This window comes from Lysinibacillus sp. 1 U-2021 (assembly GCF_029916965.1).
Taxonomy (GTDB): Bacteria; Bacillota; Bacilli; order Bacillales_A; family Planococcaceae; genus Lysinibacillus; species Lysinibacillus capsici.
In genome coordinates, this window is the sequence record NZ_CP123966.1 from 314,013 (window position 1) to 340,241 (window position 26,229).

26 protein-coding genes, 8 tRNA genes and 1 pseudogene are annotated in these 26,229 nt (G+C 38.5%); 15 read left to right on the top strand and 20 right to left on the bottom strand.

The window, feature by feature from the left end; all coding sequences use genetic code 11:
* The first annotated feature begins 429 nt into the window (after positions 1-429).
* The 14 genes and pseudogenes from QH639_RS01680 (at position 430) to QH639_RS26445 (ending at position 14,296) form a co-directional block, all read left to right on the top strand.
* Positions 430-744 (top strand): YdcP family protein, encoded by a 315-nt coding sequence (locus QH639_RS01680; protein ID WP_000420682.1) that lies wholly within the window; start codon positions 430-432, stop codon positions 742-744.
* Between the two features lie 18 nt (positions 745-762).
* Positions 763-1,146, top strand: coding sequence for a YdcP family protein (locus tag QH639_RS01685; protein WP_001234286.1), 384 nt, complete (start codon positions 763-765; stop codon positions 1,144-1,146).
* A gap of 28 nt (positions 1,147-1,174) precedes the next feature.
* Positions 1,175-2,560 carry an FtsK/SpoIIIE domain-containing protein gene (locus QH639_RS01690; protein ID WP_000813488.1) on the top strand — a complete coding sequence of 462 codons (1,386 nt, stop codon included), beginning with the start codon at positions 1,175-1,177 and terminating at the stop codon, positions 2,558-2,560.
* A 177-nt stretch (positions 2,561-2,737) separates the two neighbouring features.
* Positions 2,738-3,943 carry a MobT family relaxase gene (gene mobT, locus QH639_RS01700; protein ID WP_000398284.1) on the top strand — a complete coding sequence of 402 codons (1,206 nt, stop codon included), beginning with the start codon at positions 2,738-2,740 and terminating at the stop codon, positions 3,941-3,943.
* Between the two features lie 42 nt (positions 3,944-3,985).
* On the top strand, positions 3,986-4,207 hold the full coding sequence (locus QH639_RS01705; protein ID WP_001009056.1) for a hypothetical protein: 222 nt from the start codon (positions 3,986-3,988) through the stop codon (positions 4,205-4,207).
* Positions 4,208-4,323: 116 nt separating this feature from the next.
* Positions 4,324-4,821: an antirestriction protein ArdA gene (locus tag QH639_RS01710; protein ID WP_000342539.1), complete on the top strand. Its 498-nt coding sequence runs from the start codon at positions 4,324-4,326 to the stop codon at positions 4,819-4,821.
* Positions 4,822-4,909: 88 nt separating this feature from the next.
* Positions 4,910-5,302 (top strand): conjugal transfer protein, encoded by a 393-nt coding sequence (locus QH639_RS01715; RefSeq protein ID WP_000723888.1) that lies wholly within the window; start codon positions 4,910-4,912, stop codon positions 5,300-5,302.
* A complete protein-coding gene (tcpF, locus tag QH639_RS01720; RefSeq protein WP_113833227.1) occupies positions 5,286-7,733 on the top strand; it encodes a conjugal transfer ATPase TcpF in 2,448 nt (815 codons plus the stop codon). Before QH639_RS01715 ends, tcpF begins: the two co-directional genes overlap by 17 nt.
* 2 nt (positions 7,734-7,735) lie before the next feature.
* Positions 7,736-9,913 (top strand): CD3337/EF1877 family mobilome membrane protein, encoded by a 2,178-nt coding sequence (locus tag QH639_RS01725; protein WP_001574271.1) that lies wholly within the window; start codon positions 7,736-7,738, stop codon positions 9,911-9,913.
* Entirely contained in the window at positions 9,910-10,911 is a 1,002-nt protein-coding gene (locus QH639_RS01730) for a bifunctional lytic transglycosylase/C40 family peptidase (RefSeq protein ID WP_001574272.1), read from the top strand. The genes QH639_RS01725 and QH639_RS01730 overlap by 4 nt, the downstream gene beginning before the upstream one ends.
* A complete protein-coding gene (locus tag QH639_RS01735; RefSeq protein WP_001224319.1) occupies positions 10,908-11,840 on the top strand; it encodes a conjugal transfer protein in 933 nt (310 codons plus the stop codon). Before QH639_RS01730 ends, QH639_RS01735 begins: the two co-directional genes overlap by 4 nt.
* A gap of 274 nt (positions 11,841-12,114) precedes the next feature.
* Positions 12,115-12,201: a tetracycline resistance determinant leader peptide gene (locus tag QH639_RS01740; RefSeq protein ID WP_011058339.1), complete on the top strand. Its 87-nt coding sequence runs from the start codon at positions 12,115-12,117 to the stop codon at positions 12,199-12,201.
* Between the two features lie 15 nt (positions 12,202-12,216).
* Positions 12,217-14,136: a tetracycline resistance ribosomal protection protein Tet(M) gene (tet(M), locus tag QH639_RS01745; RefSeq protein ID WP_001574275.1), complete on the top strand. Its 1,920-nt coding sequence runs from the start codon at positions 12,217-12,219 to the stop codon at positions 14,134-14,136.
* A 97-nt stretch (positions 14,137-14,233) separates the two neighbouring features.
* A pseudogene (locus QH639_RS26445) lies at positions 14,234-14,296 on the top strand (tetracycline resistance efflux system leader peptide).
* A 355-nt stretch (positions 14,297-14,651) separates the two neighbouring features.
* Here the strand turns inward: QH639_RS26445 and QH639_RS01750 are convergent.
* The 20 genes from QH639_RS01750 to acpS all read right to left on the bottom strand — a co-directional run bounded on the left by QH639_RS01750 (position 14,652) and on the right by acpS (position 25,502).
* Positions 14,652-14,725: transfer RNA gene (locus QH639_RS01750), tRNA-Gly, on the bottom strand.
* Positions 14,726-14,743: 18 nt separating this feature from the next.
* Positions 14,744-14,820, bottom strand: a tRNA-Arg gene (locus QH639_RS01755).
* Positions 14,821-14,842: 22 nt separating this feature from the next.
* A tRNA-Leu gene (locus QH639_RS01760) sits at positions 14,843-14,928 on the bottom strand.
* A gap of 66 nt (positions 14,929-14,994) precedes the next feature.
* Positions 14,995-15,067, bottom strand: a tRNA-Lys gene (locus QH639_RS01765).
* Positions 15,068-15,082: 15 nt separating this feature from the next.
* Positions 15,083-15,157, bottom strand: a tRNA-Gln gene (locus QH639_RS01770).
* Positions 15,158-15,162: 5 nt separating this feature from the next.
* Positions 15,163-15,238: transfer RNA gene (locus tag QH639_RS01775), tRNA-Asp, on the bottom strand.
* Positions 15,239-15,268: 30 nt separating this feature from the next.
* A tRNA-Glu gene (locus QH639_RS01780) sits at positions 15,269-15,340 on the bottom strand.
* A gap of 1 nt (position 15,341) precedes the next feature.
* Positions 15,342-15,418 (bottom strand) — tRNA-Asn (locus QH639_RS01785).
* A 90-nt stretch (positions 15,419-15,508) separates the two neighbouring features.
* The gene (locus QH639_RS01790; protein WP_103118888.1) at positions 15,509-15,970 is read right to left on the bottom strand and encodes a SprT family protein; all 462 of its coding nucleotides are present in this window, start codon (positions 15,968-15,970) and stop codon (positions 15,509-15,511) included.
* Positions 15,971-16,037: 67 nt separating this feature from the next.
* Positions 16,038-18,209 carry a Tex family protein gene (locus QH639_RS01795; protein WP_281115587.1) on the bottom strand — a complete coding sequence of 724 codons (2,172 nt, stop codon included), beginning with the start codon at positions 18,207-18,209 and terminating at the stop codon, positions 16,038-16,040.
* A 135-nt stretch (positions 18,210-18,344) separates the two neighbouring features.
* Positions 18,345-19,130, bottom strand: coding sequence for an RNA polymerase sigma factor SigB (gene sigB, locus QH639_RS01800; RefSeq protein ID WP_066038032.1), 786 nt, complete (start codon positions 19,128-19,130; stop codon positions 18,345-18,347).
* Entirely contained in the window at positions 19,108-19,578 is a 471-nt protein-coding gene (gene rsbW / locus QH639_RS01805; protein WP_281115588.1) for an anti-sigma B factor RsbW, read from the bottom strand. Before rsbW ends, sigB begins: the two co-directional genes overlap by 23 nt.
* Positions 19,578-19,910 (bottom strand): STAS domain-containing protein, encoded by a 333-nt coding sequence (locus QH639_RS01810; RefSeq protein WP_016993414.1) that lies wholly within the window; start codon positions 19,908-19,910, stop codon positions 19,578-19,580. The genes rsbW and QH639_RS01810 overlap by 1 nt, the downstream gene beginning before the upstream one ends.
* A 63-nt stretch (positions 19,911-19,973) precedes the next feature.
* A complete protein-coding gene (locus tag QH639_RS01815; protein WP_281115589.1) occupies positions 19,974-20,924 on the bottom strand; it encodes a PP2C family protein-serine/threonine phosphatase in 951 nt (316 codons plus the stop codon).
* 58 nt (positions 20,925-20,982) lie between these two features.
* Positions 20,983-21,384: an anti-sigma regulatory factor gene (locus QH639_RS01820; protein ID WP_048394287.1), complete on the bottom strand. Its 402-nt coding sequence runs from the start codon at positions 21,382-21,384 to the stop codon at positions 20,983-20,985.
* 361 nt (positions 21,385-21,745) lie between these two features.
* On the bottom strand, positions 21,746-22,096 hold the full coding sequence (locus QH639_RS01825) for a type II toxin-antitoxin system PemK/MazF family toxin (RefSeq protein ID WP_004232054.1): 351 nt from the start codon (positions 22,094-22,096) through the stop codon (positions 21,746-21,748).
* Positions 22,097-22,100: 4 nt separating this feature from the next.
* Positions 22,101-22,364, bottom strand: coding sequence for a hypothetical protein (locus QH639_RS01830; protein ID WP_004232053.1), 264 nt, complete (start codon positions 22,362-22,364; stop codon positions 22,101-22,103).
* Between the two features lie 301 nt (positions 22,365-22,665).
* Complete coding sequence (gene alr, locus QH639_RS01835) at positions 22,666-23,787, bottom strand: alanine racemase (RefSeq protein WP_281115590.1); 1,122 nt, start codon at positions 23,785-23,787, stop codon at positions 22,666-22,668.
* Positions 23,788-23,965: 178 nt separating this feature from the next.
* Positions 23,966-25,024, bottom strand: coding sequence for a LolA family protein (locus QH639_RS01840; protein WP_048394283.1), 1,059 nt, complete (start codon positions 25,022-25,024; stop codon positions 23,966-23,968).
* Between the two features lie 124 nt (positions 25,025-25,148).
* Complete coding sequence (gene acpS / locus QH639_RS01845; protein WP_048394281.1) at positions 25,149-25,502, bottom strand: holo-ACP synthase; 354 nt, start codon at positions 25,500-25,502, stop codon at positions 25,149-25,151.
* Positions 25,503-25,567: 65 nt separating this feature from the next.
* Between acpS and QH639_RS01850 the strand changes: the two genes are divergently transcribed.
* Entirely contained in the window at positions 25,568-26,191 is a 624-nt protein-coding gene (locus tag QH639_RS01850) for a rhomboid family intramembrane serine protease (RefSeq protein ID WP_048394279.1), read from the top strand.
* The last annotated feature ends 38 nt before the right edge of the window (positions 26,192-26,229 follow it).

The following is a 26,229-nucleotide window of genomic DNA, read 5'->3' on the forward strand; positions in this document are numbered from 1 at the left end:
TATGCCCAACTTAAATGACCTATTCACCAAGTCAATTATACTGCTAAAATCATATTAGGACAAATAGGTATACCTTATTGCTCTTTTTTAATTAAAAATAGCATAAAAATCTAGTTATCCGCATAAAAACTGGACTTATCACACTTTATCAAGGTCAAAACCACTCAATTTACTACTAATTTACTACTTATGAATGAGCTTTGATACGACGATTTATCCTTGAAAAGTGAAGATATAAAGATACTTCCAATAAAATTTGAATATTTAATAGGTAGACACTTCAAAAAATGAGGTGTCTATTTTTTTACCCGATTTTGAAAGGAAGTGAACTTATGAAAACAAAAAATCAAGAATCAAAAGGTCGTTCCCCACTCTTTAAGACCATCAAACATTCATTCAGCCAATAAAAAAGAAAGGATAGGTAAAAATATGGAACTTAAATTTGTGATTCCCAACATGGAAAAAACATTCGGCAATTTAGAATTTGCTGGCGAGGATAAAGTCGTTCAGCGAAGAATCAACGGACGGCTAACTGTCTTATCAAGAAGCTATAATCTCTATTCTGATGTTCAAAGAGCAGATGATATTGTGGTGGTGCTTCCTGCTGAAGCTGGCGAAAAACATTTCGGCTTTGAGGAACGTGTGAAGTTAGTCAATCCACGTATTACCGCAGAGGGCTACAAAATCGGCACTCGTGGTTTTACAAATTACCTTTTACATGCTGACGACATGATAAAAGAATAAAGAAAGAGAGGAAAAATGATGAGATTAGCAAATGGCATTGTATTAGATAAAGACACGACTTTTGGAGAATTGAAATTCTCTGCTCTACGTCGTGAAGTGAGAATCCAAAATGAAGACGGGTCGGTTTCAGATGAAATCAAGGAACGTACCTATGACTTAAAATCCAAAGGACAAGGACGCATGATTCAAGTAAGTATTCCTGCCAGCGTGCCTTTGAAAGAGTTTGATTATAACGCACGGGTGGAACTTATCAATCCCATTGCGGACACCGTTGCTACTGCCACCTATCAAGGAGCAGATGTTGACTGGTATATCAAGGCAGACGATATTGTGCTGACAAAGGATTCTAGTTCATTCAAAGCTCAACCACAAGCAAAGAAAGAACCGACACAAGACAAATAGTCGCTAGGTAGAAAGGAGACTTTTTCGCATGAAACAGCGTGGTAAAAGGATTCGCCCATCTGGTAAAGATTTAGTCTTTCATTTTACGATAGCGTCACTCCTGCCTGTTTTCCTGCTGGTTGTCGGACTGTTTCATGTGAAGACAATCCAGCAGATCAACTGGCAGGATTTTAACCTATCACAAGCAGATAAGATTGACATTCCCTATTTAATTATCAGTTTCAGTGTCGCAATTCTTATCTGCTTGCTGGTAGCGTTTGTATTCAAACGGGTTCGCTATGATACGGTTAAACAACTTTACCACCGTCAAAAACTGGCAAAGATGATACTTGAAAACAAGTGGTATGAATCTGAACAGGTCAAAACAGAGGGTTTCTTTAAAGATAGTGCTGGTCGTACAAAGGAAAAGATAACCTACTTCCCTAAAATGTATTATCGACTTAAAAATGGCTTGATACAGATACGGGTGGAAATCACGCTGGGAAAATATCAAGACCAACTCTTACACTTGGAAAAGAAATTAGAGAGTGGCTTGTACTGTGAGCTGACGGATAAAGAGTTAAAGGATTCCTATGTGGAATATACTTTGCTCTATGACACCATAGCCAGTCGTATTTCTATTGATGAAGTAGAAGCTAAAGATGGTAAACTTCGCTTAATGAAAAACGTATGGTGGGAATATGATAAGCTCCCTCATATGTTGATTGCTGGTGGTACAGGTGGCGGTAAAACTTACTTTATACTGACACTGATTGAAGCCTTGCTTCATACAGATTCAAAACTGTATATTCTTGACCCGAAAAATGCTGATCTTGCGGACTTAGGTTCTGTGATGGCAAATGTCTACTATAGAAAAGAAGACTTGCTTTCTTGCATTGAAACATTCTATGAAGAAATGATGAAACGTAGTGAGGAAATGAAGCAGATGAAGAACTATAAGACTGGCAAAAATTATGCTTACTTAGGTCTCCCGGCACACTTCTTAATCTTTGATGAATACGTCGCTTTCATGGAAATGCTGGGAACAAAAGAAAACACCGCAGTTATGAATAAGCTGAAACAGATTGTCATGTTAGGTCGTCAAGCTGGCTTCTTTCTAATACTGGCTTGTCAACGTCCAGACGCAAAATATTTAGGCGACGGAATCCGTGATCAGTTTAATTTCAGAGTGGCTTTAGGTCGTATGTCTGAAATGGGCTATGGCATGATGTTTGGCAGTGACGTACAAAAGGATTTCTTCTTAAAGCGAATCAAAGGTCGTGGCTATGTTGATGTAGGAACAAGTGTCATATCAGAGTTTTATACTCCCCTTGTACCAAAAGGATATGATTTCTTGGAGGAAATTAAAAAGTTATCCAACAGCAGACAGTCCACGCAGGCGACGTGCGAAGCGGAAGTCGCAGGTGTGGACTGATCTTGCTGGCTGGTGTGGCAATAGCCACGCCAGCACTTAACCCCCCGTATCTAACAGGGGGGTACAAATCGACAGGAAACAGTCAAAAAAACATTAGAAAATCCTTTGGTTACAAGGGATTTACAAAATTTCAGCGTATGTCAAATGGGCTTTAAAAGTTGACATACGCCTTTTTGATTGGAGGGATTTTTACTGAATGAACAAACTTGGTTACAGCATTTAAAAGAAAAACGCTTGGCTTATGGACTATCTCAAAACCGTTTAGCTGTTGCGACTGGTATTACAAGGCAGTATCTAAGCGATATTGAAACAGGAAAAGTCAAGCCATCAGAGGATTTACAGCAGTCCCTTTGGGAAGCTCTGGAACGCTTCAATCCCGACGCTCCCCTTGAAATGCTGTTTGATTATGTAAGAATTCGCTTTCCGACAACAGACGTACAGCAGGTGGTCGAAAACATCTTACAACTGAAACTGTCCTATTTTCTTCATGAGGACTATGGTTTCTATTCTTATTCAGAGCATTATGCTTTAGGCGACATATTCGTCCTTTGCTCCCATGAACTGGACAAAGGAGTTCTGGTGGAATTGAAAGGTCGTGGGTGCAGACAATTTGAAAGCTATCTTCTGGCACAACAAAGAAGCTGGTATGAGTTCTTTATGGACGTTTTGGTGGCTGGCGGTGTGATGAAACGCCTTGACCTTGCCATTAACGATAAGACAGGGATTTTAAATATCCCTGTACTCACTGAAAAGTGCCAACAGGAAGAATGTATCTCCGTCTTCCGCAGTTTTAAAAGCTATCGCAGTGGCGAACTGGTACGCAAAGAGGAAAAGGAATGTATGGGAAACACCCTCTATATCGGTTCATTACAAAGTGAAGTTTATTTCTGTATCTATGAAAAGGACTACGAGCAGTACAAGAAAAATGATATTCCCATTGAAGACGCAGAAGTAAAAAACCGTTTTGAGATTCGATTGAAAAATGAGCGTGCCTATTATGCAGTCCGTGATTTACTCGTCTATGACAATCCAGAGCATACCGCCTTTAAAATTATCAATCGGTATATCCGTTTTGTAGATAAAGACGATTCCAAACCTCGTTCTGATTGGAAACTGAATGAAGAATGGGCTTGGTTTATTGGGAACAATCGTGAACGATTAAAACTAACCACAAAACCAGAGCCTTACTCCTTCCAAAGGACGCTGAACTGGCTATCTCATCAAGTTGCCCCGACCTTAAAGGTTGCGATTAAACTTGATGAAATCAACCAGACGCAGGTTGTAAAAGACATTCTCGACCATGCGAAACTGACAGACCGACACAAGCAGATTTTGAAGCAACAGTCAGTAAAAGAACAGGACGTGATAACAACAAAAAAATAACTCAAATACAAATTCATTGAATATAGAGAGGAGAACATTTTTATGAATTTTGGACAAAACCTTTATAACTGGTTTCTATCAAACGCTCAATCACTGGTGCTTTTAGCAATCGTTGTGATTGGCTTGTATCTTGGCTTCAAGCGTGAGTTTAGCAAACTGATTGGCTTTTTAATTATTGCGATTATTGCGGTTGGCTTAGTCTTCAACGCTGCTGGAGTAAAAGACATTTTACTAGAGCTATTCAATCGCATTATTGGTGCTTAAATAAAACCGTTCTTTTGTGGAATATAAGTGGTTTTCTTATGTTCCGCAAAGGAATGGTACACCAAACGAAGTGCGGTAGGGATTTTTGAATCTCTACAAAGAAAGGACGTGAATATATGGACGATATGCAAGTCTATATTGCGAATTTAGGCAAATACAATGAGGGCGAATTGGTCGGTGCGTGGTTTACCTTTCCCATTGACTTTGAGGAAGTCAAAGAGAAAATCGGCTTGAATGATGAATATGAGGAATACGCCATTCATGACTACGAGTTACCCTTTACGGTTGACGAATACACTTCCATTGGCGAACTCAATCGACTATGGGAAATGGTATCGGAATTACCCGAAGAATTACAATCGGAGCTATCTGCTCTGCTCACTCATTTTTCAAGCATTGAAGAACTAAGCGAACATCAAGAGGATATTATCATTCATTCCGATTGTGATGATATGTATGACGTGGCACGCTACTACATTGAAGAAACGGGTGCTTTAGGCGAAGTACCAGCTAGTCTTCAAAACTATATTGATTATCAAGCCTATGGTCGGGATTTAGACCTTTCAGGAACGTTTATCTCAACCAATCATGGGATTTTTGAAATCGTCTATTAAATCTGTCGGTACATTACTACTGGCAGATTTTCTATTTTACGGGGTGGCTCAATCAGCTACCCCTATTTTTTATGAAAGGATTGATTACATGAAGAAAATACGAAGCTATACCAGTATCTGGTCTGTGGAAAAGGTACTGTATTCTATCAATGATTTTAGACTTCCGTTTCCCATAACCTTTACGCAAATGACATGGTTTGTCGTGTCACTCTTTGCAGTGATGATACTTGGCAACTTGCCCCCTCTTTCCATGATAGAGGGAGCATTTCTCAAATACTTTGGGATTCCTGTGGCTTTCACATGGTTTATGTCTACAAAAACTTTTGATGGTAAAAAGCCTTATGGATTTTTGAAGTCTGTCATTGCTTATGCACTGCGACCAAAGCTGACCTATGCAGGAAAAAAAGTAACGCTTGGCAGAAACCAGCCACAAGAAGCCATTACAGCAGTTAGGAGTGAATTTTATGGCATATCCAATTAAATACATTGAAAACAATCTCGTCTGGAATAAAGACGGGGAATGTTATGCTTACTATGAGCTTGTTCCTTACAATTACTCATTTCTAAGTCCAGAACAGAAAATACAAGTGCATGATTCTTTCAGACAGCTTATCGCACAAAATCGTGATGGCAAAATTCATGCTTTACAAATCAGTACAGAATCCAGCATACGTTCTGCACAAGAGCGTTCCAAAAATGAAGTCACTGGCAAGCTCAAAGCGGTTGCCTATGACAAAATCGACCAACAGACAGACGCTTTAATATCCATGATTGGCGAAAATCAAGTGAACTACCGTTTCTTTATCGGCTTTAAGTTGCTTCTCAACGATCAGGAGTTTTCTATGAAAAGTCTTACCGTTGAAGCAAAAAATGCTTTGTCTGATTTTGTCTATGATGTGAACCATAAGCTGATGGGCGATTTTGTTAGTATGAGTAATGATGAAATCCTGCGTTTTCAGAAGATGGAAAAGCTCTTAGAAAATAAAATCTCTCGTCGTTTCAAAATCCGCAGGTTAGATAAGGACGACTTCGGCTATCTGATTGAACACCTTTACGGACAGACAGGCACTGCCTATGAAGAGTATGAGTACCATCTATCAAAGAAAAAGCTGGATAATGAAACGCTGATTAAATACTATGACTTGATTAAGCCTACTCGCTGTTTGGTGGAAGAAAAACAGCGATATTTGAAAATCCAGCAGGAAGATGAAACCGTCTATGTAGCTTACTTTACCATTAACAGCATTGTCGGAGAACTGGACTTCCCGTCCTCTGAAATCTTCTACTACCAGCAACAGCAATTTACATTCCCGATTGATACGTCAATGAATGTGGAAATTGTAGCGAATCGTAAAGCCCTATCTACTGTCCGCAATAAAAAGAAAGAACTGAAAGACTTGGATAACCACGCTTGGCAAAGTGATAATGAAACCAGCTCCAATGTGGCGGAAGCTCTGGAAAGTGTGAATGAGCTGGAAACCAATTTAGACCAAAGCAAGGAATCTATGTACAAGCTGTCTTATGTGGTAAGGGTATCAGCAAATGATCTTGACGAACTCAAACGTCGTTGTAATGAAGTGAAAGATTTTTATGACGATTTAAGCGTAAAACTGGTACGACCATTTGGGGATATGCTCGGCTTACATGAAGAATTTTTACCTGCCAGCAAGCGTTATATGAATGATTATATTCAATACGTGACCTCTGATTTCCTCGCTGGTTTAGGTTTTGGTGCTACTCAAATGCTGGGGGAAAATGAGGGGATTTATGTTGGCTACAGCTTAGATACTGGACGCAATGTCTATCTGAAACCTGCTCTTACCAGTCAAGGGGTTAAGGGTTCAGTAACCAATGCGTTAGCGTCGGCTTTTGTTGGTTCGCTGGGTGGTGGTAAATCCTTTGCGAATAACCTTATCGTCTATTATGCGGTGCTTTATGGGGCACAAGCAGTGATTGTAGACCCAAAAGCAGAACGTGGCAGATGGAAAGAAACCTTGCCAGAGATTTCCCATGAAATCAATATCGTCACTCTGACTTCTGATGAGAAAAACAAAGGCTTACTTGACCCTTATGTGATTATGAAAAATCCCAAAGATTCTGAATCACTGGCTATTGATATTCTGACATTCCTTACGGGGATTTCCTCTCGTGATGGGGAACGCTTCCCAATCCTTAGAAAAGCCATTCGTGCAGTAACCAATAGTGAAGTACGAGGGTTGATGAAAGTGATTGAGGAATTACGGGTTGAGAATACGCCACTAAGTACCAGTATAGCCGACCATATCGAAAGTTTTACAGACTATGACTTTGCACATTTATTATTCAGTAATGGTTATGTGGAGCAGTCTATCAGCTTAGAAAAACAACTGAACATTATACAGGTTGCGGACTTGGTACTTCCCGACAAGGAAACTTCCTTTGAGGAATATACCACTATGGAGCTTTTATCCGTTGCTATGCTGATTGTCATTAGTACCTTTGCTTTAGACTTTATCCATACAGACCGAAGCATTTTCAAGATTGTAGATTTAGACGAAGCATGGAGCTTTTTACAGGTAGCACAAGGAAAAACACTATCTATGAAGCTGGTTCGGGCTGGTCGTGCTATGAACGCTGGGGTATATTTCGTGACCCAAAATACAGACGACCTCTTAGATGAAAAACTGAAAAATAACCTCGGCTTAAAATTTGCATTTCGTTCCACTGACCTTAACGAGATTAAAAAGACCTTAGCCTTTTTTGGTGTAGACCCAGAGGACGAAAACAATCAGAAGCGATTGCGTGATTTGGAAAACGGGCAATGCCTTATCAGTGATTTATATGGTCGTGTCGGTGTGATACAGTTCCACCCTGTATTTGAAGAACTGCTCCATGCCTTTGATACCAGACCACCTGTGCGAAAAGAGGTGTAAATGTGAAACCATCAATAGTAAACAGAATAAAATCAAACTGGACGCTGAAACGTCTAGGTAAAGTGGCAATGACAGTGGCTTTCACACTTGTGATTGCCATTTTTCTTTTAGCCATGCTGGGAACGGTGGTTCAAGCTGCGGGCTTGGTAGATGATACGGTCAATGTGGCAAATGAATACAGCCGATACCCACTTGAAAACTATCAACTGGATTTTTATGTGGATAATAGCTGGGGCTGGCTTCCGTGGAACTGGTCGGACGGGATTGGAAAACAGGTCATGTATGGACTATATGCCATTACCAATTTTATTTGGACAATCAGTTTGTATGTTTCCAATGCGACAGGTTACTTAGTACAGGAAGCCTATTCCTTAGACTTCATTTCCGCTACAGCAGATTCCATTGGTAAGAATATGCAGACCTTAGCTGGTGTGAGTGCAAACGGATTTTCAACAGAGGGTTTCTATGTTGGATTCCTCTTACTCTTGATTTTGGTTCTTGGGGTTTATGTTGCCTATACGGGACTGATAAAGAGAGAAACCACAAAGGCAATTCATGCCATTATGAATTTTGTGCTGGTGTTTATCCTATCGGCTTCCTTTATTGCCTACGCTCCCGACTACATTAAAAAAATCAATGACTTTTCATCAGACATCAGTAATGCCAGTTTATCACTTGGCACGAAGATTGTCATGCCCCATTCCGATAGTCAAGGCAAGGACAGCGTGGACTTAATCAGAGATAGCCTGTTTTCCATACAGGTTCAGCAACCGTGGCTACTGCTTCAATACAACAGTTCAGACATTGAAAGTATTGGTGCTGACCGTGTGGAAAGTCTACTTTCAACCAGTCCAGACAGTAATAATGGAGAAGACAGAGAAAAAATTGTAGCAGAAGAAATCGAAGACAGAAACAATGTGAACATGACGATTACAAAAACTATTAACCGTTTGGGTACAGTCTTCTTTCTCTTTGTATTCAATATCGGGATTTCTATATTCGTATTCCTACTAACAGGAATCATGATTTTCTCGCAGGTACTTTTTATCATCTATGCCATGTTTCTGCCTGTGAGCTTTATTTTAAGCATGATTCCGTCCTTTGATGGTATGTCAAAACGAGCCATTATCAAACTCTTTAATACCATTTTGACACGAGCTGGAATCACGCTGATTATTACGACAGCCTTTAGTATTTCAACCATGCTCTATACCTTATCGGCTGGTTATCCGTTCTTTTTGATTGCCTTTTTACAGATTGTGACCTTTGCAGGAATCTACTTCAAACTGAGCGATTTAATGAGTATGTTTTCGCTTCAAAGCAACGATTCTCAAAGTGTGGGAAGTCGTGTGATGAGAAAACCTCGTATGCTTATGCACGCTCATATGCACCGCCTACAGCGTAAACTTGGACGCTCCATGACAGCTTTAGGTGCTGGCTCTGCCATTGCCAGTGCTACAGGAAAACAAGGACAGTCGGGTAGTTCTGGTAGGACACAAGCAGATCACACCCGTCCAGACGGACAGGAAAAATCAACACTTGGAAAACGTATCGGACAAACAATCGGAGCAGTTGCTGATACCAAAGATAAAATCGTTGATTCTGCTGGTAATCTCAAAGAACAGGTTAAGGATATTCCGACCAATGCAAGATATGCAGTGTATCAAGGAAAATCCAAAGCAAAAGAAAATGTTCGTGACCTAACTTCCAGTATTTCTCAAACCAGAGCAGACAGAGCCAGCGGACGCAAGGAACAGCAGGAACAAAGACGCAAAACCATTGCAGAGCGTCGCTCTGAAATGGAACAGGTCAAACAGAAAAAACAGCCAGCTTCTTCCGTTCATGAAAGACCAGCTACTAAGCAAGAACAATCTCATGATGGACAGACCGCAAAACAATCTTCTATTCAGACTTCACGCATGGAATCTCAACAAGCCAAACAGGAGCGTCCAGCAGTTAAGTCCGATTCTTTAAGTTTAAAAGCGGAACGACAAAACCGTACTACACAAGAAAGAACAGTTCAAAAGCCAGCAACTTCAACTACACCAGCAGACAGAGCTTCACAACGTCCAGTCACAAAAGAGCGTCCGTCTACTGTTCAAAGAGTTCAAAGCCAAAACCTTAGAAATAGACCACCAATAAAATCCGCCACTATCAAGAAAGGCAGTAAGAAACCATGAAACTGAAAGCTTTAGTGATTGGTGGTTCTGGGCTATTCTTGATGGTCTTCTCACTGCTTCTGTTTGTTGCCATTTTATTTTCAGATGAACAGGACAGCGGAATTTCCAATATTCATTATGGAGGTGTGAATGTTTCCGCAGAAGTGCTGGCTCATAAGCCTATGGTAGAAAAATATGCCAAAGAATATGGCGTTGAAGAATATGTCAACATACTTCTTGCGATTATACAGGTGGAATCGGGCGGTACTGCGGAAGATGTTATGCAGTCCTCGGAATCCCTCGGTCTTCCACCTAATTCATTGAGTACAGAAGAATCCATTAAGCAAGGTGTGAAGTATTTCAGTGAATTATTAGCCAGTAGCGAAAGGCTCAGTGTAGATTTAGAATCGGTTATCCAGTCCTACAATTATGGTGGTGGTTTCTTAGGGTATGTGGCTAATCGTGGAAATAAATATACCTTTGAACTGGCTCAAAGTTTCTCAAAAGAGTATTCAGGTGGCGAAAAAGTGTCTTACCCCAATCCCATAGCCATACCTATCAATGGGGGCTGGCGATACAACTATGGCAATATGTTTTATGTGCAACTGGTAACGCAGTATCTTGTCACAACAGAGTTTGATGATGATACGGTACAAGCCATCATGGACGAAGCACTGAAATATGAGGGCTGGCGATACGTTTACGGTGGAGCTTCCCCGACTACTTCTTTTGATTGTAGCGGACTGACACAATGGACGTATGGAAAAGCTGGAATTAACTTACCACGAACCGCACAACAGCAATATGATGTGACCCAGCATATCCCACTATCGGAAGCACAAGCTGGCGATTTGGTTTTCTTTCATTCTACCTATAACGCTGGCTCTTATATTACTCATGTTGGGATATACCTTGGCAATAACCGTATGTTTCATGCAGGCGACCCAATCGGTTATGCCGACTTAACAAGCCCCTACTGGCAACAGCATTTAGTGGGAGCAGGACGAATCAAACAATGAGAAAGGAAGATTTAATGATGAAATTTAGAAAAAATCAGAATAAAGAAAAACAGATACCAAAGGAAAAGAAACCTCGTGTCTATAAGGTCAATCCTCATAAAAAGGTTGTGATTGCCTTGTGGGTACTTTTAGGGCTTAGTTTCAGCTTTGCGATATTCAAGCACTTTACAGCTATAGATACTCATACTATTCACGAAACAACTATCATAGAAAAGGAATACGTTGATACTCATCATGTAGAAAATTTTGTAGAGAACTTTGCGAAAGTCTACTATTCATGGGAGCAATCCGATAAGTCCATTGATAATCGAATGGAAAGTCTAAAAGGCTATCTGACAGATGAACTTCAAGCTCTCAATGTTGATACAGTACGCAAAGATATTCCTGTATCGTCTTCTGTAAGAGGATTTCAGATATGGACGGTAGAGCCAACTGGCGACAATGAGTTTAATGTAACCTACAGTGTAGACCAGCTCATTACAGAGGGAGAAAATACAAAGACCGTCCACTCTGCTTATATAGTGAGTGTCTATGTAGATGGTTCTGGAAATATGGTACTGGTTAAGAATCCGACCATTACCAACATACCTAAGAAATCAAGTTATAAACCAAAAGCCATTGAAAGTGAGGGGACGGTTGATTCCATTACAACCAATGAAATCAATGAGTTTTTAACGACGTTCTTCAAGCTCTATCCTACAGCGACAGCCAGTGAACTTTCCTACTATGTGAATGACGGGATATTAAAACCAATCGGAAAAGAGTACATCTTTCAAGAACTGGTAAATCCTATTCACAATCGTAAGGATAATCAAGTCACGGTATCGCTGACAGTGGAGTATATCGACCAGCAGACCAAAGCAACGCAGGTATCTCAATTTGATTTGGTACTTGAAAAGAACGGGAGTAATTGGAAGATTGTAAAATAACAAATATTGGTACATGATTACAGATACTTTGTAATCATGTACTCTTTTTGATAAAAAATTGGAGATTCCTTTACAAATATGCTCTTACGTGCTATTATTTAAGTGACTATTTAAAAGGAGTTAATAAATATGCGGCAAGGTATTCTTAAATAAACTGTCAATTTGATAGCAGGAACAAATAATTAGATGTCCTTTTTTAGGAGGGCTTAGTTTTTTGTACCCAGTTTAAGAATACCTTTATCATGTGATTCTAAAGTATCCAGAGAATATCTGTATGCTTTGTATACCTATGGTTATGCATAAAAATCCCAGTGATAAAAGTATTTATCACTGGGATTTTTATGCCCTTTTGGGTTTTTGAATGGAGGAAAATCACATGAAAATTATTAATATTGGAGTTTTAGCTCATGTTGATGCAGGAAAAACTACCTTAACAGAAAGCTTATTATATAACAGTGGAGCGATTACAGAATTAGGAAGCGTGGACAAAGGTACAACGAGGACGGATAATACGCTTTTAGAACGTCAGAGAGGAATTACAATTCAGACAGGAATAACCTCTTTTCAGTGGGAAAATACGAAGGTGAACATCATAGACACGCCAGGACATATGGATTTCTTAGCAGAAGTATATCGTTCATTATCAGTTTTAGATGGGGCAATTCTACTGATTTCTGCAAAAGATGGCGTACAAGCACAAACTCGTATATTATTTCATGCACTTAGGAAAATGGGGATTCCCACAATCTTTTTTATCAATAAGATTGACCAAAATGGAATTGATTTATCAACGGTTTATCAGGATATTAAAGAGAAACTTTCTATGGAAATTATAATCAAACAGAAAGTAGAGCTGCACCCTAATATGTGTGTGATGAGCTGTACGGAACCTGAGCAATGGGATGTGGTAATAGAAGGAAATGATGACCTTTTAGAGAAATATATGTCCGGTAAATCATTAGAAGCATTAGAACTCGAACAAGAGGAAATCAGAAGATTTCAGAATTGCTCCTTGTACCCTGTTTATCATGGAAGCGCAAAAAGCAACATAGGGATTGAGCAGCTTATAGAAGTGATAACGAATAAATTTTATTCATCAACATACAGAAAGAAGTCTGAACTTTGCGGAAATGTCTTCAAAATTGAATATTCGGAAGAAAGACAACGTCTTGCATATGTACGCCTTTATGGCGGAATCCTGCATTTGCGGGATTCGGTTAGAATATCGGAAAAGGAAAAAATAAAAATTACAGAAATGTATACTTCAATAAATGGTGAATTATGTAAAATTGATAAGGCTTATTCCGGGGAAATTGTTATTTTGCAAAATGAGTTTTTGAAGCTAAATAGTGTTCTTGGAGATACAAAGCTATTGCCACAGAGAGAGAGAATTGAAAATCCGCTCCCTCTGCTGCAAACAACTGTTGAACCGAGCAAACCTCAACAAAGGGAAATGTTACTTGATGCACTTTTAGAAATCTCCGACAGTGACCCGCTTCTACAATATTATGTGGATTCTACGACACATGAAATTATACTTTCTTTCTTAGGGAAAGTACAAATGGAAGTGATTAGTGCACTGTTGCAAGAAAAGTATCATGTGGAGATAGAACTAAAAGAGCCTACAGTCATTTATATGGAGAGACCGTTAAAAAATGCAGAATATACCATTCACATCGAAGTGCCGCCAAATCCTTTCTGGGCTTCCATTGGTTTATCTGTATCACCGCTTCCGTTGGGAAGTGGAATGCAGTATGAGAGCTCGGTTTCTCTTGGATACTTAAATCAATCATTTCAAAATGCAGTTATGGAAGGGATACGCTATGGTTGCGAACAAGGATTATATGGTTGGAATGTGACGGATTGTAAAATCTGTTTTAAGTATGGCTTATACTATAGCCCTGTTAGTACCCCAGCAGATTTTCGGATGCTTGCTCCTATTGTATTGGAACAAGTCTTAAAAAAAGCTGGAACAGAATTGTTAGAGCCATATCTTAGTTTTAAAATTTATGCGCCACAGGAATATCTTTCACGAGCATACAACGATGCTCCTAAATATTGTGCGAACATCGTAGACACTCAATTGAAAAATAATGAGGTCATTCTTAGTGGAGAAATCCCTGCTCGGTGTATTCAAGAATATCGTAGTGATTTAACTTTCTTTACAAATGGACGTAGTGTTTGTTTAACAGAGTTAAAAGGGTACCATGTTACTACCGGTGAACCTGTTTGCCAGCCCCGTCGTCCAAATAGTCGGATAGATAAAGTACGATATATGTTCAATAAAATAACTTAGTGTATTTTATGTTGTTATATAAATATGGTTTCTTGTTAAATAAGATGAAATATTTTTTAATAAAGATTTGAATTAAAGTGTAAAGGAGGAATTAATTATGAAGTGAAATGAATGTAACAGGGTTCAATTAAAAGAGGGAAGCGTATCATTAACCCTATAAACTACGTCTGCCCTCATTATTGGAGGGTGAAATGTGAATACATCCTATTCACAATCGAATTTACGACACAACCAAATTTTAATTTGGTTCGCTCGACTTGCATGTATTAGGCACGCCGCCAGCGTTCGTCCTGAGCCAGGATCAAACTCTCCATAAAAGAAATTTGATTAGCTCAAATTGTTTTGCTGGCATCATGTTTGATGTCCAAAATTTTTGTTTTGTTCACTAGCAAAACTAGCTACTTAAAACTTTATTGATTACGTTTTGCTTGTTCAGTTTTCAAGGTTCATGTCATCGCCCTTTTGGACAACTATTTAAATTTACCATACAACCAAGAGGTTGTCAACACTTTTTTTGGAGCGGGTGATGAGAATCGAACTCACGACATCAGCTTGGAAGGCTGAGGTTTTACCATTAAACTACACCCGCATATATTTTTTGAAAAAATGGCGCGCCCGGCAGGAGTCGAACCCACAACCTTCTGATCCGTAGTCAGACGCTCTATCCAATTGAGCTACGGGCGCATATGAAATTAATTAATTGACTTGGTGCGGCCGAGAGGACTTGAACCTCCACGGGGTTGCCCCCACTAGGCCCTCAACCTAGCGCGTCTGCCGTTCCGCCACGACCGCATTCAATTAGTAACTTTTTTATTATACTATGATAATTCAAAAAGTCAACTCTTTTTCTTAAAGAGATGAGCCATGAAGGACTCGAACCTTCGACCCTCTGATTAAAAGTCAGATGCTCTACCAACTGAGCTAATGGCTCGAATTAAGAAATGAATGGCTGGGGTACTAGGATTCGAACCTAGGCATGACGGAATCAAAATCCGTTGCCTTACCGCTTGGCTATACCCCAATAAGTGGCGGTCCCGACCGGGATCGAACCGGCGATCTCCTGCGTGACAGGCAGGCATGTTAACCGCTACACCACGGGACCAAAATATTATTTACATTAAATTATGAAAAATGACCCCTACGGGATTCGAACCCGTGTTACCGCCGTGAAAGGGCGGTGTCTTAACCACTTGACCAAGGGGCCATGGCTCCGAAGGCAGGACTCGAACCTGCGACAACCTGATTAACAGTCAGGTGCTACTACCAACTGAGCTACTTCGGAATAATTCATGTTATGTTGTCGTCGTTATCTTGTCGACTTTTACTATTATAGGGACAACTCAACAAAACGTCAACTATTTTTTAAACTTTTTTACTCTACTAATTTTAATTTCCCCAAACACTTACTGCAACAATACTTTTCAACATTCATTTTTATTTTCCGTATATATAATTGGTGGCAATTGACACAAGTATATGTATAGCGTCGTCGTTGTTTTTTAACTGTAGCTTTCGGGACATGTAAAACTGCGCAAAATCGAGGGGCATCTACTTTCCTTAATAATTCTCTAAAATCTTTATCTCGATGCTGATACCCTTTACCTTCAATATGTAGGTGATAATGGCATAATTCGTGTAAAACAATACCTTGAATCTCTTTCAAACCGTATAACTCATAGGCTTTAGGATTAATCTCAATATTATGGGATTGTAAAAGATATCGTCCTCCCGTTGACCGTAATCTCGGATTAAAGTAGGCTTGATGCAGAAAAGGCCTCTGAAAGTTTTCTAAAGATAAGCGACGAACAAGCTCTTGTAATTCTTGATTGTCCATAGTAATCACCTCTAACAACAAGAATACCACACTGCGTAGTATAGACAGTGTGGCAAAAATTTAGTACTCAAACTAATGCTTGATTTTTAGGAGGAAGCATCGTTAAAGAGATACGCCCTTTCGTTACATCTATTTGTTCAACCCAGACAGTTACAATATCCCCAAGTGCCACAACTTCTAATGGATGCTTAATACGTTTATTTTGGAGTTTAGAAATATGCACAAGTCCATCTTGCTTCACGCCAATGTCAACAAATGCGCCGAAATCTACTACATTTCTTACCGTCCCCTGCAATTCCATACCTACTTTTAAATCTTCCATTTTTAATACATCAGTCTTAAGCAATGGTTGCGGGAATGCATCACGCGGGTCACGACTAGGTTTCATTAAAGTATCCACGATATCTTGAATTGTCACAACTCCTACTCCAAGCACATCACTTAACTTTTGGATATTTAGTGCTGCAATAGCTTCCTCTGCCTTCTGTGTCCCTAACTCTTTTTTATCTATTTGAGCCTCTACTAATATTTGCTCTGCAAGATCGTAGCTCTCAGGATGAATACCTGTAGCATCAAACGGATTTTTTGCTTCTGGGACACGTAGGAAACCAATAGCTTGTTCATACGTTTTGGCGCCTAACCTTGGAATCTTCTTTAATTGCGCACGTGTAGTAAATTGACCATTTTCCTCTCGCGTCTTTACGATATTCTCTGCAACAGTTTTTGATAGACCAGAAACATATTGTAAGAGTGATGATGAAGCCGTATTTACATCTACACCAACTTGGTTAACAGCTGTTTCTACTATAAAAGAAAGCGATTCATTTAATTTTTTTTGAGAAACATCATGCTGATATTGACCTACACCCACAGCTTTTGGTTCAATTTTCACTAACTCCGATAAAGGATCCTGTAAGCGACGTGCAATGGAGACAGCACTACGTTGTTCAACCTGTAAATCAGGAAATTCTGTACGTGCAATTTCAGACGCTGAATAAACAGATGCCCCCGCTTCATTGACAATCACATAGGCTATGTCAGTAGTAAGCTCGTTTAATACATCCGCGATAAATTGTTCTGTCTCCCGAGATGCTGTACCATTACCAATGGCAATTATACTTATTGGATACTTTGCCAAAATTCCTTTTACAATAGCTTTGGATTTTGCCACATCTGGTTTCGGTGGATGTGGGTAAATAGCTGTAACCTCAAGCATTTTCCCAGTTTCATCTACAACCGCTAGCTTGCAACCTGTACGGTAAGCTGGATCAACCCCTAAAACATATTTACCTTTCATAGGTGGTTGTAGCAATAGGTTACGTAAATTTTCGGAAAAAATATGAATAGCCTGTGCCTCCGCTTTTTCTGTAAGCTCGTTTCGTAATTCCCTTTCAATTGAAGGCTGAATTAAACGCTTGTACGAATCCTCAATTGCTAGTTTAACTTCTGCAATAGCAGGAGATGAACCAGTTGCAGGTATCCATTCTTTCCACATAATCATTAATACTCGGTCCACCGGCACATGAATAGAAACCTTTAAGATTTCTTCTTTCTCTCCTCGGTTTATCGCTAAAATACGGTGTGGTACAATGCGACTAACAGGCTCTTCATATTCGTAATACATTTCAAACACATTTTTCTCGTCGATTTCTGTATTTTTCACAGACGTCACAAGAATTCCATCTTTCCATGAATAAGCTCGGATTTTTTCACGAATAGAGGCATCGTCCGCAAAACGTTCTGCTAATATATCTCGAGCTCCTATCAGGGCTTCTTCCGTATTAGCAACTTGTTCGTTGTCCACAAAGTCAATTGCTAATTGCTCTAATGCATCATCACTAAATGCTAACAGGAGATCTGCAAGAGGCTCTAAACCTTTCTCTTTTGCAATTGTCGCCTTTGTACGTCGTTTTTGCTTATATGGTCTATATAAATCCTCAACACGTTGTAAGATTGTTGCCGAAAGAATAGCCTGCTCTAATTCTGGTGTAAGCTTTTCTTGCTCTTGGATTAATCGTATAACTTCTTCTTTTCGTTGTTCAAGTTGCTGTATGTAGTGATAACGATCTTCTACAGCTTTAATTTGCACCTCATCGAGTGATCCTGTAACCTCTTTTCGATAGCGCGCAATAAATGGTACCGTATTTCCCTCTTCTAATAAGTTAATAACAGCTTCTACTTGCCCTGGTTTGACTGCTACATCCTTTGCAATGAGCTGTAACATTTGCTTTTGCTCCACATCATCACTACCTTTTTCTTTTCATTTTACCATTACACTTTACTAAAAATGCAAAAAAATAGTCTACTCAGACGAATATGAGTAGACTATTTCCATTCATTTTAAAGGTATTTTTCATTAAACACCCACGAAAGATTAGAGCGAAACACCGCCACTTGCTAGAATAGCCTCTTGTAATTTCTTTATTGCTTTCCTTTGTATCCTCGATACATGCATTTGAGAAATCCCTAATCGTTCTCCAGCTTCTTTTTGACTAAGTTGCTCTAGATATGTAAGCTGAATAATTTGTTTTTCCCTCTCATTCAACACAACCAGCGCCTCGGAAACAATCATTCGTTTATTGGTCATTTCATAGCCATCGTCTTCCCTGCCCAAAATATCGAATAACGTGACTGTACTACCGTCTGAGTCTGACTCTATCGAATGGTCCATAGAAAGAGCTTGATAACTACGGCTCATTTCCATAGCTTCTAGTACCTCTTCCTCTGCTACTTCTAATCGTTCAGCAATATCTTTAATGGATGGAGAACGCTGTAATTCAATTGTCAGCGCCTCCACCGTTGATTTAATCCTCGGCCCAAGTTCCTTTATACGTCTAGGCACATGCACATCCCATGTTTTATCACGTAAAAAACGTTTGATTTCCCCAACAATTGTTGGCACGGCAAAAGCTTCAAAACTACGACCAACATTCGGATCAAAACGTCTTATTGCACCTAACAATCCCAGCATCCCTACTTGAACAATATCATCATAATAAGATTTACCATTCGAATATTTACGAGCTATAGATTCAACTAGATATCGATAATGAATCACTAAATTGGTTTGTGCTTCATCATCCTCCGTTGACTGGTACAATTCAATCCACTTAAGTACATCTTCTTTAGATGAAGATTTATGTAGTGATTCTTTCGACATTTTTCTCCACCTGCTCCCTAGTGACATACTTTGTCATGAAGACAGTTACGCCACCATCGTTATTGATCATCACCTCATCCATCAAAGTTTCCATTAAATAAAGTCCCAAACCACCTTCTCTTAGCCCTGCAATACTTTCTTCAGGATGATACGGCCCAATCTTAGACTTAATCTCTTCAAAATTAAAACTATTGCCGTAATCCGCAATCATCATTTCCATTTTCTTGTCGTACAGCGCACACCCGATGACAATTTCACCCTCTTCTTCGTCTTTATAAGCATGGTGAACAACATTTGTCACAGCCTCACTTGCTGCAATTTTTAAATCTTCAATATCATCATAATTAAAGCCAATCCTACTCGCTAAGCCCGAGACAGTTAATCGAATGACACTGACAAATTGCGGTTTAGCAGGAACTCTAATTTCAATATAGTCAAATTCCTTCATTATCTTAATTCCACCTTTTTATCAGTTTCGATATCCATCAAATCACTAAGACCAGTAATTTCAAATAATCTTTGTAACCTATTCGATAAACCAACGAGCTTTACTTTACCATTTTCACGTAGTGCTCTTTTATAAAAGGCAACAAAAATCCCAAGTCCTGTACTATCCATGTAATTTACCTTTGATAGATCAAGCTCAATTTCTAAACCCTCTGTAATCTTTACAGCTTCTAATTCGTCTCGTAATCCTGAAGCAGTAAACGTATCAATCTCACCCTCAACAAAGCCAAATAATTTATGATCAATTTCTTTAAAATGTATCGTTACGTCCATATAGCACACCTCCACCATATTTGTTAGACTATTTTCTCTACCCTGTTCAATTTAAACTTAAACCTATTTTTTTAAAATAACTACAGTAAAATCATCAAATAGTTTAAAATTTTGCACTCTCTCTATTTCCTTATAAAGGAGCTGACACAATTGCTGGGCAGATAAATGTCTATTTGCTTTTATTAAAGTTGTGATTACCTCTCGCGAATTTAATTCTTCTTTCACTCTAAATTCTGTCACACCGTCGGTCATCATAATAATCAAATCATTCTCTTCTAACACAATTTCATGAAACGTATAGTTTGTTTCAGACAATACACCCAATAGTAAACCTTTAGCCTCTAAGGTAAAGAACTGATCGTTCTTTGCACTATAATGTAAAGCTGGTTCATGGCCTGCCGAAGCATAAGAAAAAATGTTTTGCTCTACATCTAAGCAGCCATAAAACATCGAAACAAACATACTGTCATCCACACCTTTTTCTATTACCCTATTAATAACTTCTAAAACATATGAGGGATCTTTATATGCATATACTAATGTTTCCAGTCCATATTTCACCATCGACATACATAAAGCAGCAGGAACTCCTTTACCGACAACATCTGTCACAGCCACACTCAAATATTCTTCTCCATCATGAAAAAAATGTACATAATCGCCGTTCATTTTTCGAATAGGTACTGAAATCATACCTATATCAATATTTTGCATATTCGGCACATAAGTTTTCAACAATGTTTTTTGGATGTTTGTCGCTATTTTCATTTCCATTTCATATTCAGCTTGCTTTTGAAGTAAACTTTGATGCTCTCTATGTGCCATTCCATAATGCACCATTACTTCAATCAAAAAATCATAAGCAGGCTGTGATTCATTCATTTGATTCGGAAATATTTGTTCTACAGCATTTTTATGAATGCTAATAACATCCTCGGGAGAGATATTTTTTTGAATTAATTGACGTGTGAAGTTCTGAGCGATATATAAATTTCTTTCTGTTTGGTTGACCATATAATCTGCTAATATTTTTTTATACTGAGCTTCTAATTGTTTCAGTTTTCTTCACGTCCTAACGCAACCATTTTTCCGCTCTTATCGTTGTTCCCTCTCCAACGACAGATTGAATATCTAAACTATCCATCAATCGTTTAACACCTGGCAAACCAGCACCTAGCCCCCCCGAGGTGGAATAACCATCCTCCATTACTTTACGAACATCTTTAATACCAGGCCCTTGATCTGTTGCAACAACAACTATTTTCTTTTCTGTATCTGCTTCAACCCTTTCAATTGCTATGATACCTATACTTGCATATAAATAAATATTTCGTGCTAATTCACTAATTGCCGTGGTGATGCGGGCTTGATCAACAGTGCCAAATCCAAGTGCTTTCGCTTCATTGCGCCCCAGTTGTCTAGCTGCAACAATATCCCACTCTGTAATAATTTCAACCGAAGACCTATATGTCACTGCTGTCCCTCCATTTCCTTTGGAGTTATACTCTTACACTTTTATTCAAACTGCTTGCCATCATTTAAAATGAATGAATTGCCTCTATAAATGGAATATTCTATGTAAATTTTCATATACCTTTTAAGAATTTTTTCAAAAATCTATTTTTATTAAAAATCTTGTGTATATCTTAAAGCTTTTTGTAACATTTATCAATTACACCTTGGCTTAATTATTTCAGGTACTTCATCTTTCGTAGCAAAATCGCTTGCTGAGCAAGATCTATCGTAATTCAAATTATGGTAAAGACATTTCAAGGATATAAGACAAAAAAGCATCGAGATATCATAATCTCGATGCTTCTATACACATATGTATATCAAAATTTAACTAGACCTAAACTAATCATCAACGCACCATCAACTTTTTCCATCACAGCATGATCCAGTTGCGTAATACGATCCGTCAATCTTGACTTATCAATTGTCCGCACTTGTTCTAGCAAAATAACCGAATCACGTTCAAAACCATACTTTTCAGCATTGATTTCAACGTGTGTCGGTAACTTTGCCTTTTGAATCTGTGCAGTGATAGCTGCGATGATGACAGTCGGACTAAATCGATTGCCAATATCATTTTGAATAATCAGCACCGGCCTAGTGCCTCCTTGTTCAGAACCTATTACCGGTGATAAGTCTGCAAAAAAAACGTCACCACGTTTTACATTCAAAGTGTCATCCCCCGCTAACGAGACGCTCCACCATATGTTGTGCTTCATACTCTGCATGCAAGCATTCGCTCGCAATCATTAAATTAATATGAGACATTTCAACATATCCTTTAATCATAGCTTCCCGTATTTGATTTGGTTGCTCCTGCATTAAATTTTTGCGCGCCAAAATACGCACAAAAGATTCACCTTCAATTACTTCCTTTGTTTGTAGAAATAGTCTGTCTTGAACAGCAATTGTAGCTTCTCTTAACTTTTTCTCGTACACAGCAAGCACCTCCAACGGAACCATACACTTTTCATTACTTCCCATTCTATCATTGAAAGATATTGTTGAAAAGACATGAAATGACAAAATATCTGACAATTTGAAGTACAAATTGTAAAAATATGTTGGTTGTCGAAGGTATATGCTGAATAATTATTATTGCAATGTGTTTTCAAATATGAGCCATTACTATGTTTTGGAAAAGAAATAAGTTCTCCAGTGCTAATTTATTTACCAAAATCAACTTGGAACATTGCTCATGACATTACATTGAGATTTGACTTATTCTAATGAAAGACAACTAAAGATATATTCTAGGAACTCTTGTTGTTATAATGCATGGTATTTCATAATTAATTGTTTCGAGCTTTGTTGCCCATTCATCGATCGATACTCCAGTATTTCCTTGTCGACCAATGAGTGTTACCTTCTCACCTATATCATATGCTTTTGGTAGGGCAACCATACATTGGTCCATACAAATTCGTCCAACAATCGGCATTCTTTGTCCATCAATTAAAACCTCTTGTCCACCTAACTTGCGAATCACGCCATCTGCATAGCCAATTGGAATGGTTCCTATCCACATATCTGTCGGAGCAACATATGTAGCTCCATAGCCAACTGGATCACCTGATTTTATTTCCTTTACATGAACAAGTTCACTTTCAAGCGAGAACGCTGGTAACAAGGGAAAAGGTAATATACTTTTCACATAGGAAGAAGGTGATAATCCATACATCGAAATACCAAATCTAACAGCATCATATTGTAAATGCGGATCTTTTACTAATGAGGCGGCTGTATTAGATGCATGAACAAGTCGCGGCTTATTAGGGATTACAGCTAAACATTTCTCAAAAAATTGTACCTGTTGATCAAAATGTAGCGTATCCTCTTCATCAGCTGTCGCAAAGTGTGTAAATATTCCATCCAGCTCCATGTTATCTGTAGACTGTATTGTTTGATAGAGCTCTAATAATTCCTGCTCTGAGCGAATACCTATTCTACCCATTCCGCTATCTATTTTTATATGAAGTCGTAAAGGAAGCGCTTCATCCACTAAAAGAGAAGCAGCTTGCTGAATCCAATCATCGGCAAATGCCGTAAGTATAATACGTTGCTGCGCTGCATAAGGAGCAAACGAAACTGGAGATGCACCTAATATTAATATGTCTGGTTCTTCAAAATGTGCTCGAATATGTAATGCCTCATCGGGCGTTGCCACTGCAAGTACTGTGGCACCAGCTTCAAGAGCTGCCCGTGCAACGGCTACATCTCCATGACCATACGCATTTGCTTTTACTACAGCGATAATTTGAACATTAGGTCGTAAAAATTCTTTTAAGTTTTTTACATTTTGTTGAATTGCTTGTAAGTCTATTATTGCTTTTGTTGGACGAAAAAACTGCTGTGTCTTCATAAGAATACCCTCTTTATTTTTAATTAAAACATTATGTAGGACATATATATTGCAAAGTATGTCGATTTAGCTTGTACACACAAAGTTTTAGTTTTCGGATGAGCCTATACTTTATAGGTTCATTTTAATTATCAATAAGCTACAGCCTCCGTATTCCAGAAGGCTGTAGCCAGAAAAGTTACTTCATACTACTTATCGTCATAGATGTAGCAACTTCAATCATTTCTTCTCGCGTTAATTTACTTGATGCTACAAAGAATTCAACGCCATCTTTTTCCCAACTAATTGATGTATCTGTAATAGCACCAATTGTATAGCCTAAATCAACTGGATCACCAGGTGACGATACAGGTAACATTGAATTTTCCTTCATTACTGGTTGCTGCATAACAGTAAATGCCTTTTCACCATCGTATGTTAAGATTACTCGTTCCATTCCACTTTCCTGCACAACTTTTTCATTCGCTAATTGTGCCCAATTTACAACAGGATAATGTGTTTGGAATTCTTGATATTCAACTTCTGCTCCAACAGCTTCCTTATCCTCATTATCTTCTTGCCCTTCTTTTTCGGCAGGTGTAGCTTGTTCACCTTTCGTGTTATCTTTATCAGTGAATTGCTCAACTGCATACTCTTTTGCAGCATGTTGTACACCTAGCTTAATTTTCTTAAATGTGATTTTGATTTGCTCTTCTTTCACATCATTCATAATCACTACTGAGGTTGGCAATAAAGTTTTCTTATCTACTGTTATAACCTGATGTGGCATACTGTTCTTATAGCTATTTCTAGTAGCCGCTTCAAATATATATGCTTTTTCTTCTTCTTTCATGACAAGATTTTTATCTTCTGCTAAATCTTCTGCTAGCGCTCCAATTAGGTATGCCTGACTATTTTTCTTTGGCCAATCACTTTGGAATTTATACATTTTGTTTAATGTTGGTGTTACGACAAAAACACCATCAGCATTACGTACAATCATTTGAGAAACATCTTTCCCACTTTCAACTACTTCTACTCGATAGAAATCAGGTTTTGTGTGCCATACTGTTACATCATAATTTCTAGGTTCCCCACCCGATTTAATTTCCATCGATGCATTTAATTCATAACCATTCGTCTCTGCCCATTTACCATTCACTTTCTTCAACACTTTTTCCTGTGAGGCTGCACCACATGCCGACAGAAGTAATATCGTACAAAGTAAGACGAGCCATTTAACTATACGGTTGCCCACGCTTTCACCCTTTCTTCTTTCAAATCCACTACGACAATATATGAACCGTATTTGTCAGTTATGTCATTTGAAGAAAGGGCAATATATTTAAATTTACATGCAATCCTTTTAGACAAGTTAAGTACTATTCTAATAAGATTACTTGAGCAGCTGCGTATTGCTTAGAATGCGTAATACTAACAAATCCATTGACAAGTTCATCCTTAAAATATAAAACAGGATTGCCAGCTGCTCCTTTTAACACTTCCAAATCATGAAGCTTACATTGTTCCCCGAGCCCTGTTCCCAGAGCCTTCGAAAACGCTTCTTTTGCAGCAAATCGCCCAGCTAAAAATTCTATTTTGCGAGTTTCCGAATAACCATCAAATATTTTTTTTTCATTTATCGTTAAAATGCGGTCTTTAAATTTATCTGTTCGTTTCATAGCCTTTGCAATACGATCAATCTCTACAATATCGAGGCCAATTCCCTTAATCATGTGAACCTTCTCCTTTACCTATTTCCAACAGGGCATGTATAATAATTGTAAATTGAGGTGGAGCCATGTTTAGTAGAACGGAAAATTTTAAGCAATATACAAAGTATTACCCTGTTGTTTCAACTTTAATAGCAATAAATCTTACTCTTTATGTATTGTCTCTCATACCCAGCATAGGAACACTCTTGTGGAATTACGGAATCCAAGCAAATTTCCTGATTCAAAGTGGTGAATGGTGGCGTGTTTTCTCTGCCATGTTTTTACATGCAGGTTTTATGCATGTGTTTTTTAATATGTTTTCCTTATATCTCTTTGGACCAGAGCTAGAAAAAATCGCAGGGAAAGCACGTTTCATTACAATTTATTTAGTATCAGGTATTGTAGGCAACATGGCAACCTATATATTCTATGATAGTAGTTATGCGAGCCTTGGTGCAAGTGGGGCTATTTTTGGAATTTTTGGTGCATTTGGGGCATTAGTTTACTATACGCGACGTACAATGCCCATGCTTCGTAAGCTCATTTTACCAATCATCGTCATCAGTGTCATTATGACCTTTCTCCAACCAAATGTGAATGTCTTTGCTCATTTAGGCGGTTTAGTAACCGGATTTATCCTTGGACTTGTCTATTTACATCCAAAAAGAATTTTAAGTTGGCGCAAACAAAAGATGGCTGGTAGACCATAACATTAAAAAGAGGAGCTGCTCACCTATAGAGCAGCTCC

Coding starts and splice junctions, on each gene's coding strand:
- QH639_RS01680 (WP_000420682.1), top strand. CDS start 430: ATGGAACTTAAATTTGTGATTCCCAACATGGAAAAAACATTCGGCAAT.
- QH639_RS01685 (WP_001234286.1), top strand. CDS start 763: ATGAGATTAGCAAATGGCATTGTATTAGATAAAGACACGACTTTTGGA.
- QH639_RS01690 (WP_000813488.1), top strand. CDS start 1,175: ATGAAACAGCGTGGTAAAAGGATTCGCCCATCTGGTAAAGATTTAGTC.
- QH639_RS01705 (WP_001009056.1), top strand. CDS start 3,986: ATGAATTTTGGACAAAACCTTTATAACTGGTTTCTATCAAACGCTCAA.
- QH639_RS01710 (WP_000342539.1), top strand. CDS start 4,324: ATGGACGATATGCAAGTCTATATTGCGAATTTAGGCAAATACAATGAG.
- QH639_RS01715 (WP_000723888.1), top strand. CDS start 4,910: ATGAAGAAAATACGAAGCTATACCAGTATCTGGTCTGTGGAAAAGGTA.
- tcpF (WP_113833227.1), top strand. CDS start 5,286: ATGGCATATCCAATTAAATACATTGAAAACAATCTCGTCTGGAATAAA.
- QH639_RS01730 (WP_001574272.1), top strand. CDS start 9,910: ATGAAACTGAAAGCTTTAGTGATTGGTGGTTCTGGGCTATTCTTGATG.
- QH639_RS01735 (WP_001224319.1), top strand. CDS start 10,908: ATGAGAAAGGAAGATTTAATGATGAAATTTAGAAAAAATCAGAATAAA.
- QH639_RS01740 (WP_011058339.1), top strand. CDS start 12,115: ATGCTTTGTATACCTATGGTTATGCATAAAAATCCCAGTGATAAAAGT.
- QH639_RS01790 (WP_103118888.1), bottom strand. CDS start 15,970: ATGGACAATCAAGAATTACAAGAGCTTGTTCGTCGCTTATCTTTAGAA.
- sigB (WP_066038032.1), bottom strand. CDS start 19,130: ATGTCGAAAGAATCACTACATAAATCTTCATCTAAAGAAGATGTACTT.
- rsbW (WP_281115588.1), bottom strand. CDS start 19,578: ATGAAGGAATTTGACTATATTGAAATTAGAGTTCCTGCTAAACCGCAA.
- QH639_RS01810 (WP_016993414.1), bottom strand. CDS start 19,910: ATGGACGTAACGATACATTTTAAAGAAATTGATCATAAATTATTTGGC.
- QH639_RS01815 (WP_281115589.1), bottom strand. CDS start 20,924: ATGGTCAACCAAACAGAAAGAAATTTATATATCGCTCAGAACTTCACA.
- alr (WP_281115590.1), bottom strand. CDS start 23,787: ATGAAGACACAGCAGTTTTTTCGTCCAACAAAAGCAATAATAGACTTA.
- acpS (WP_048394281.1), bottom strand. CDS start 25,502: ATGATTAAGGGAATTGGCCTCGATATTGTAGAGATTGATCGTATTGCA.
- QH639_RS01850 (WP_048394279.1), top strand. CDS start 25,568: ATGTTTAGTAGAACGGAAAATTTTAAGCAATATACAAAGTATTACCCT.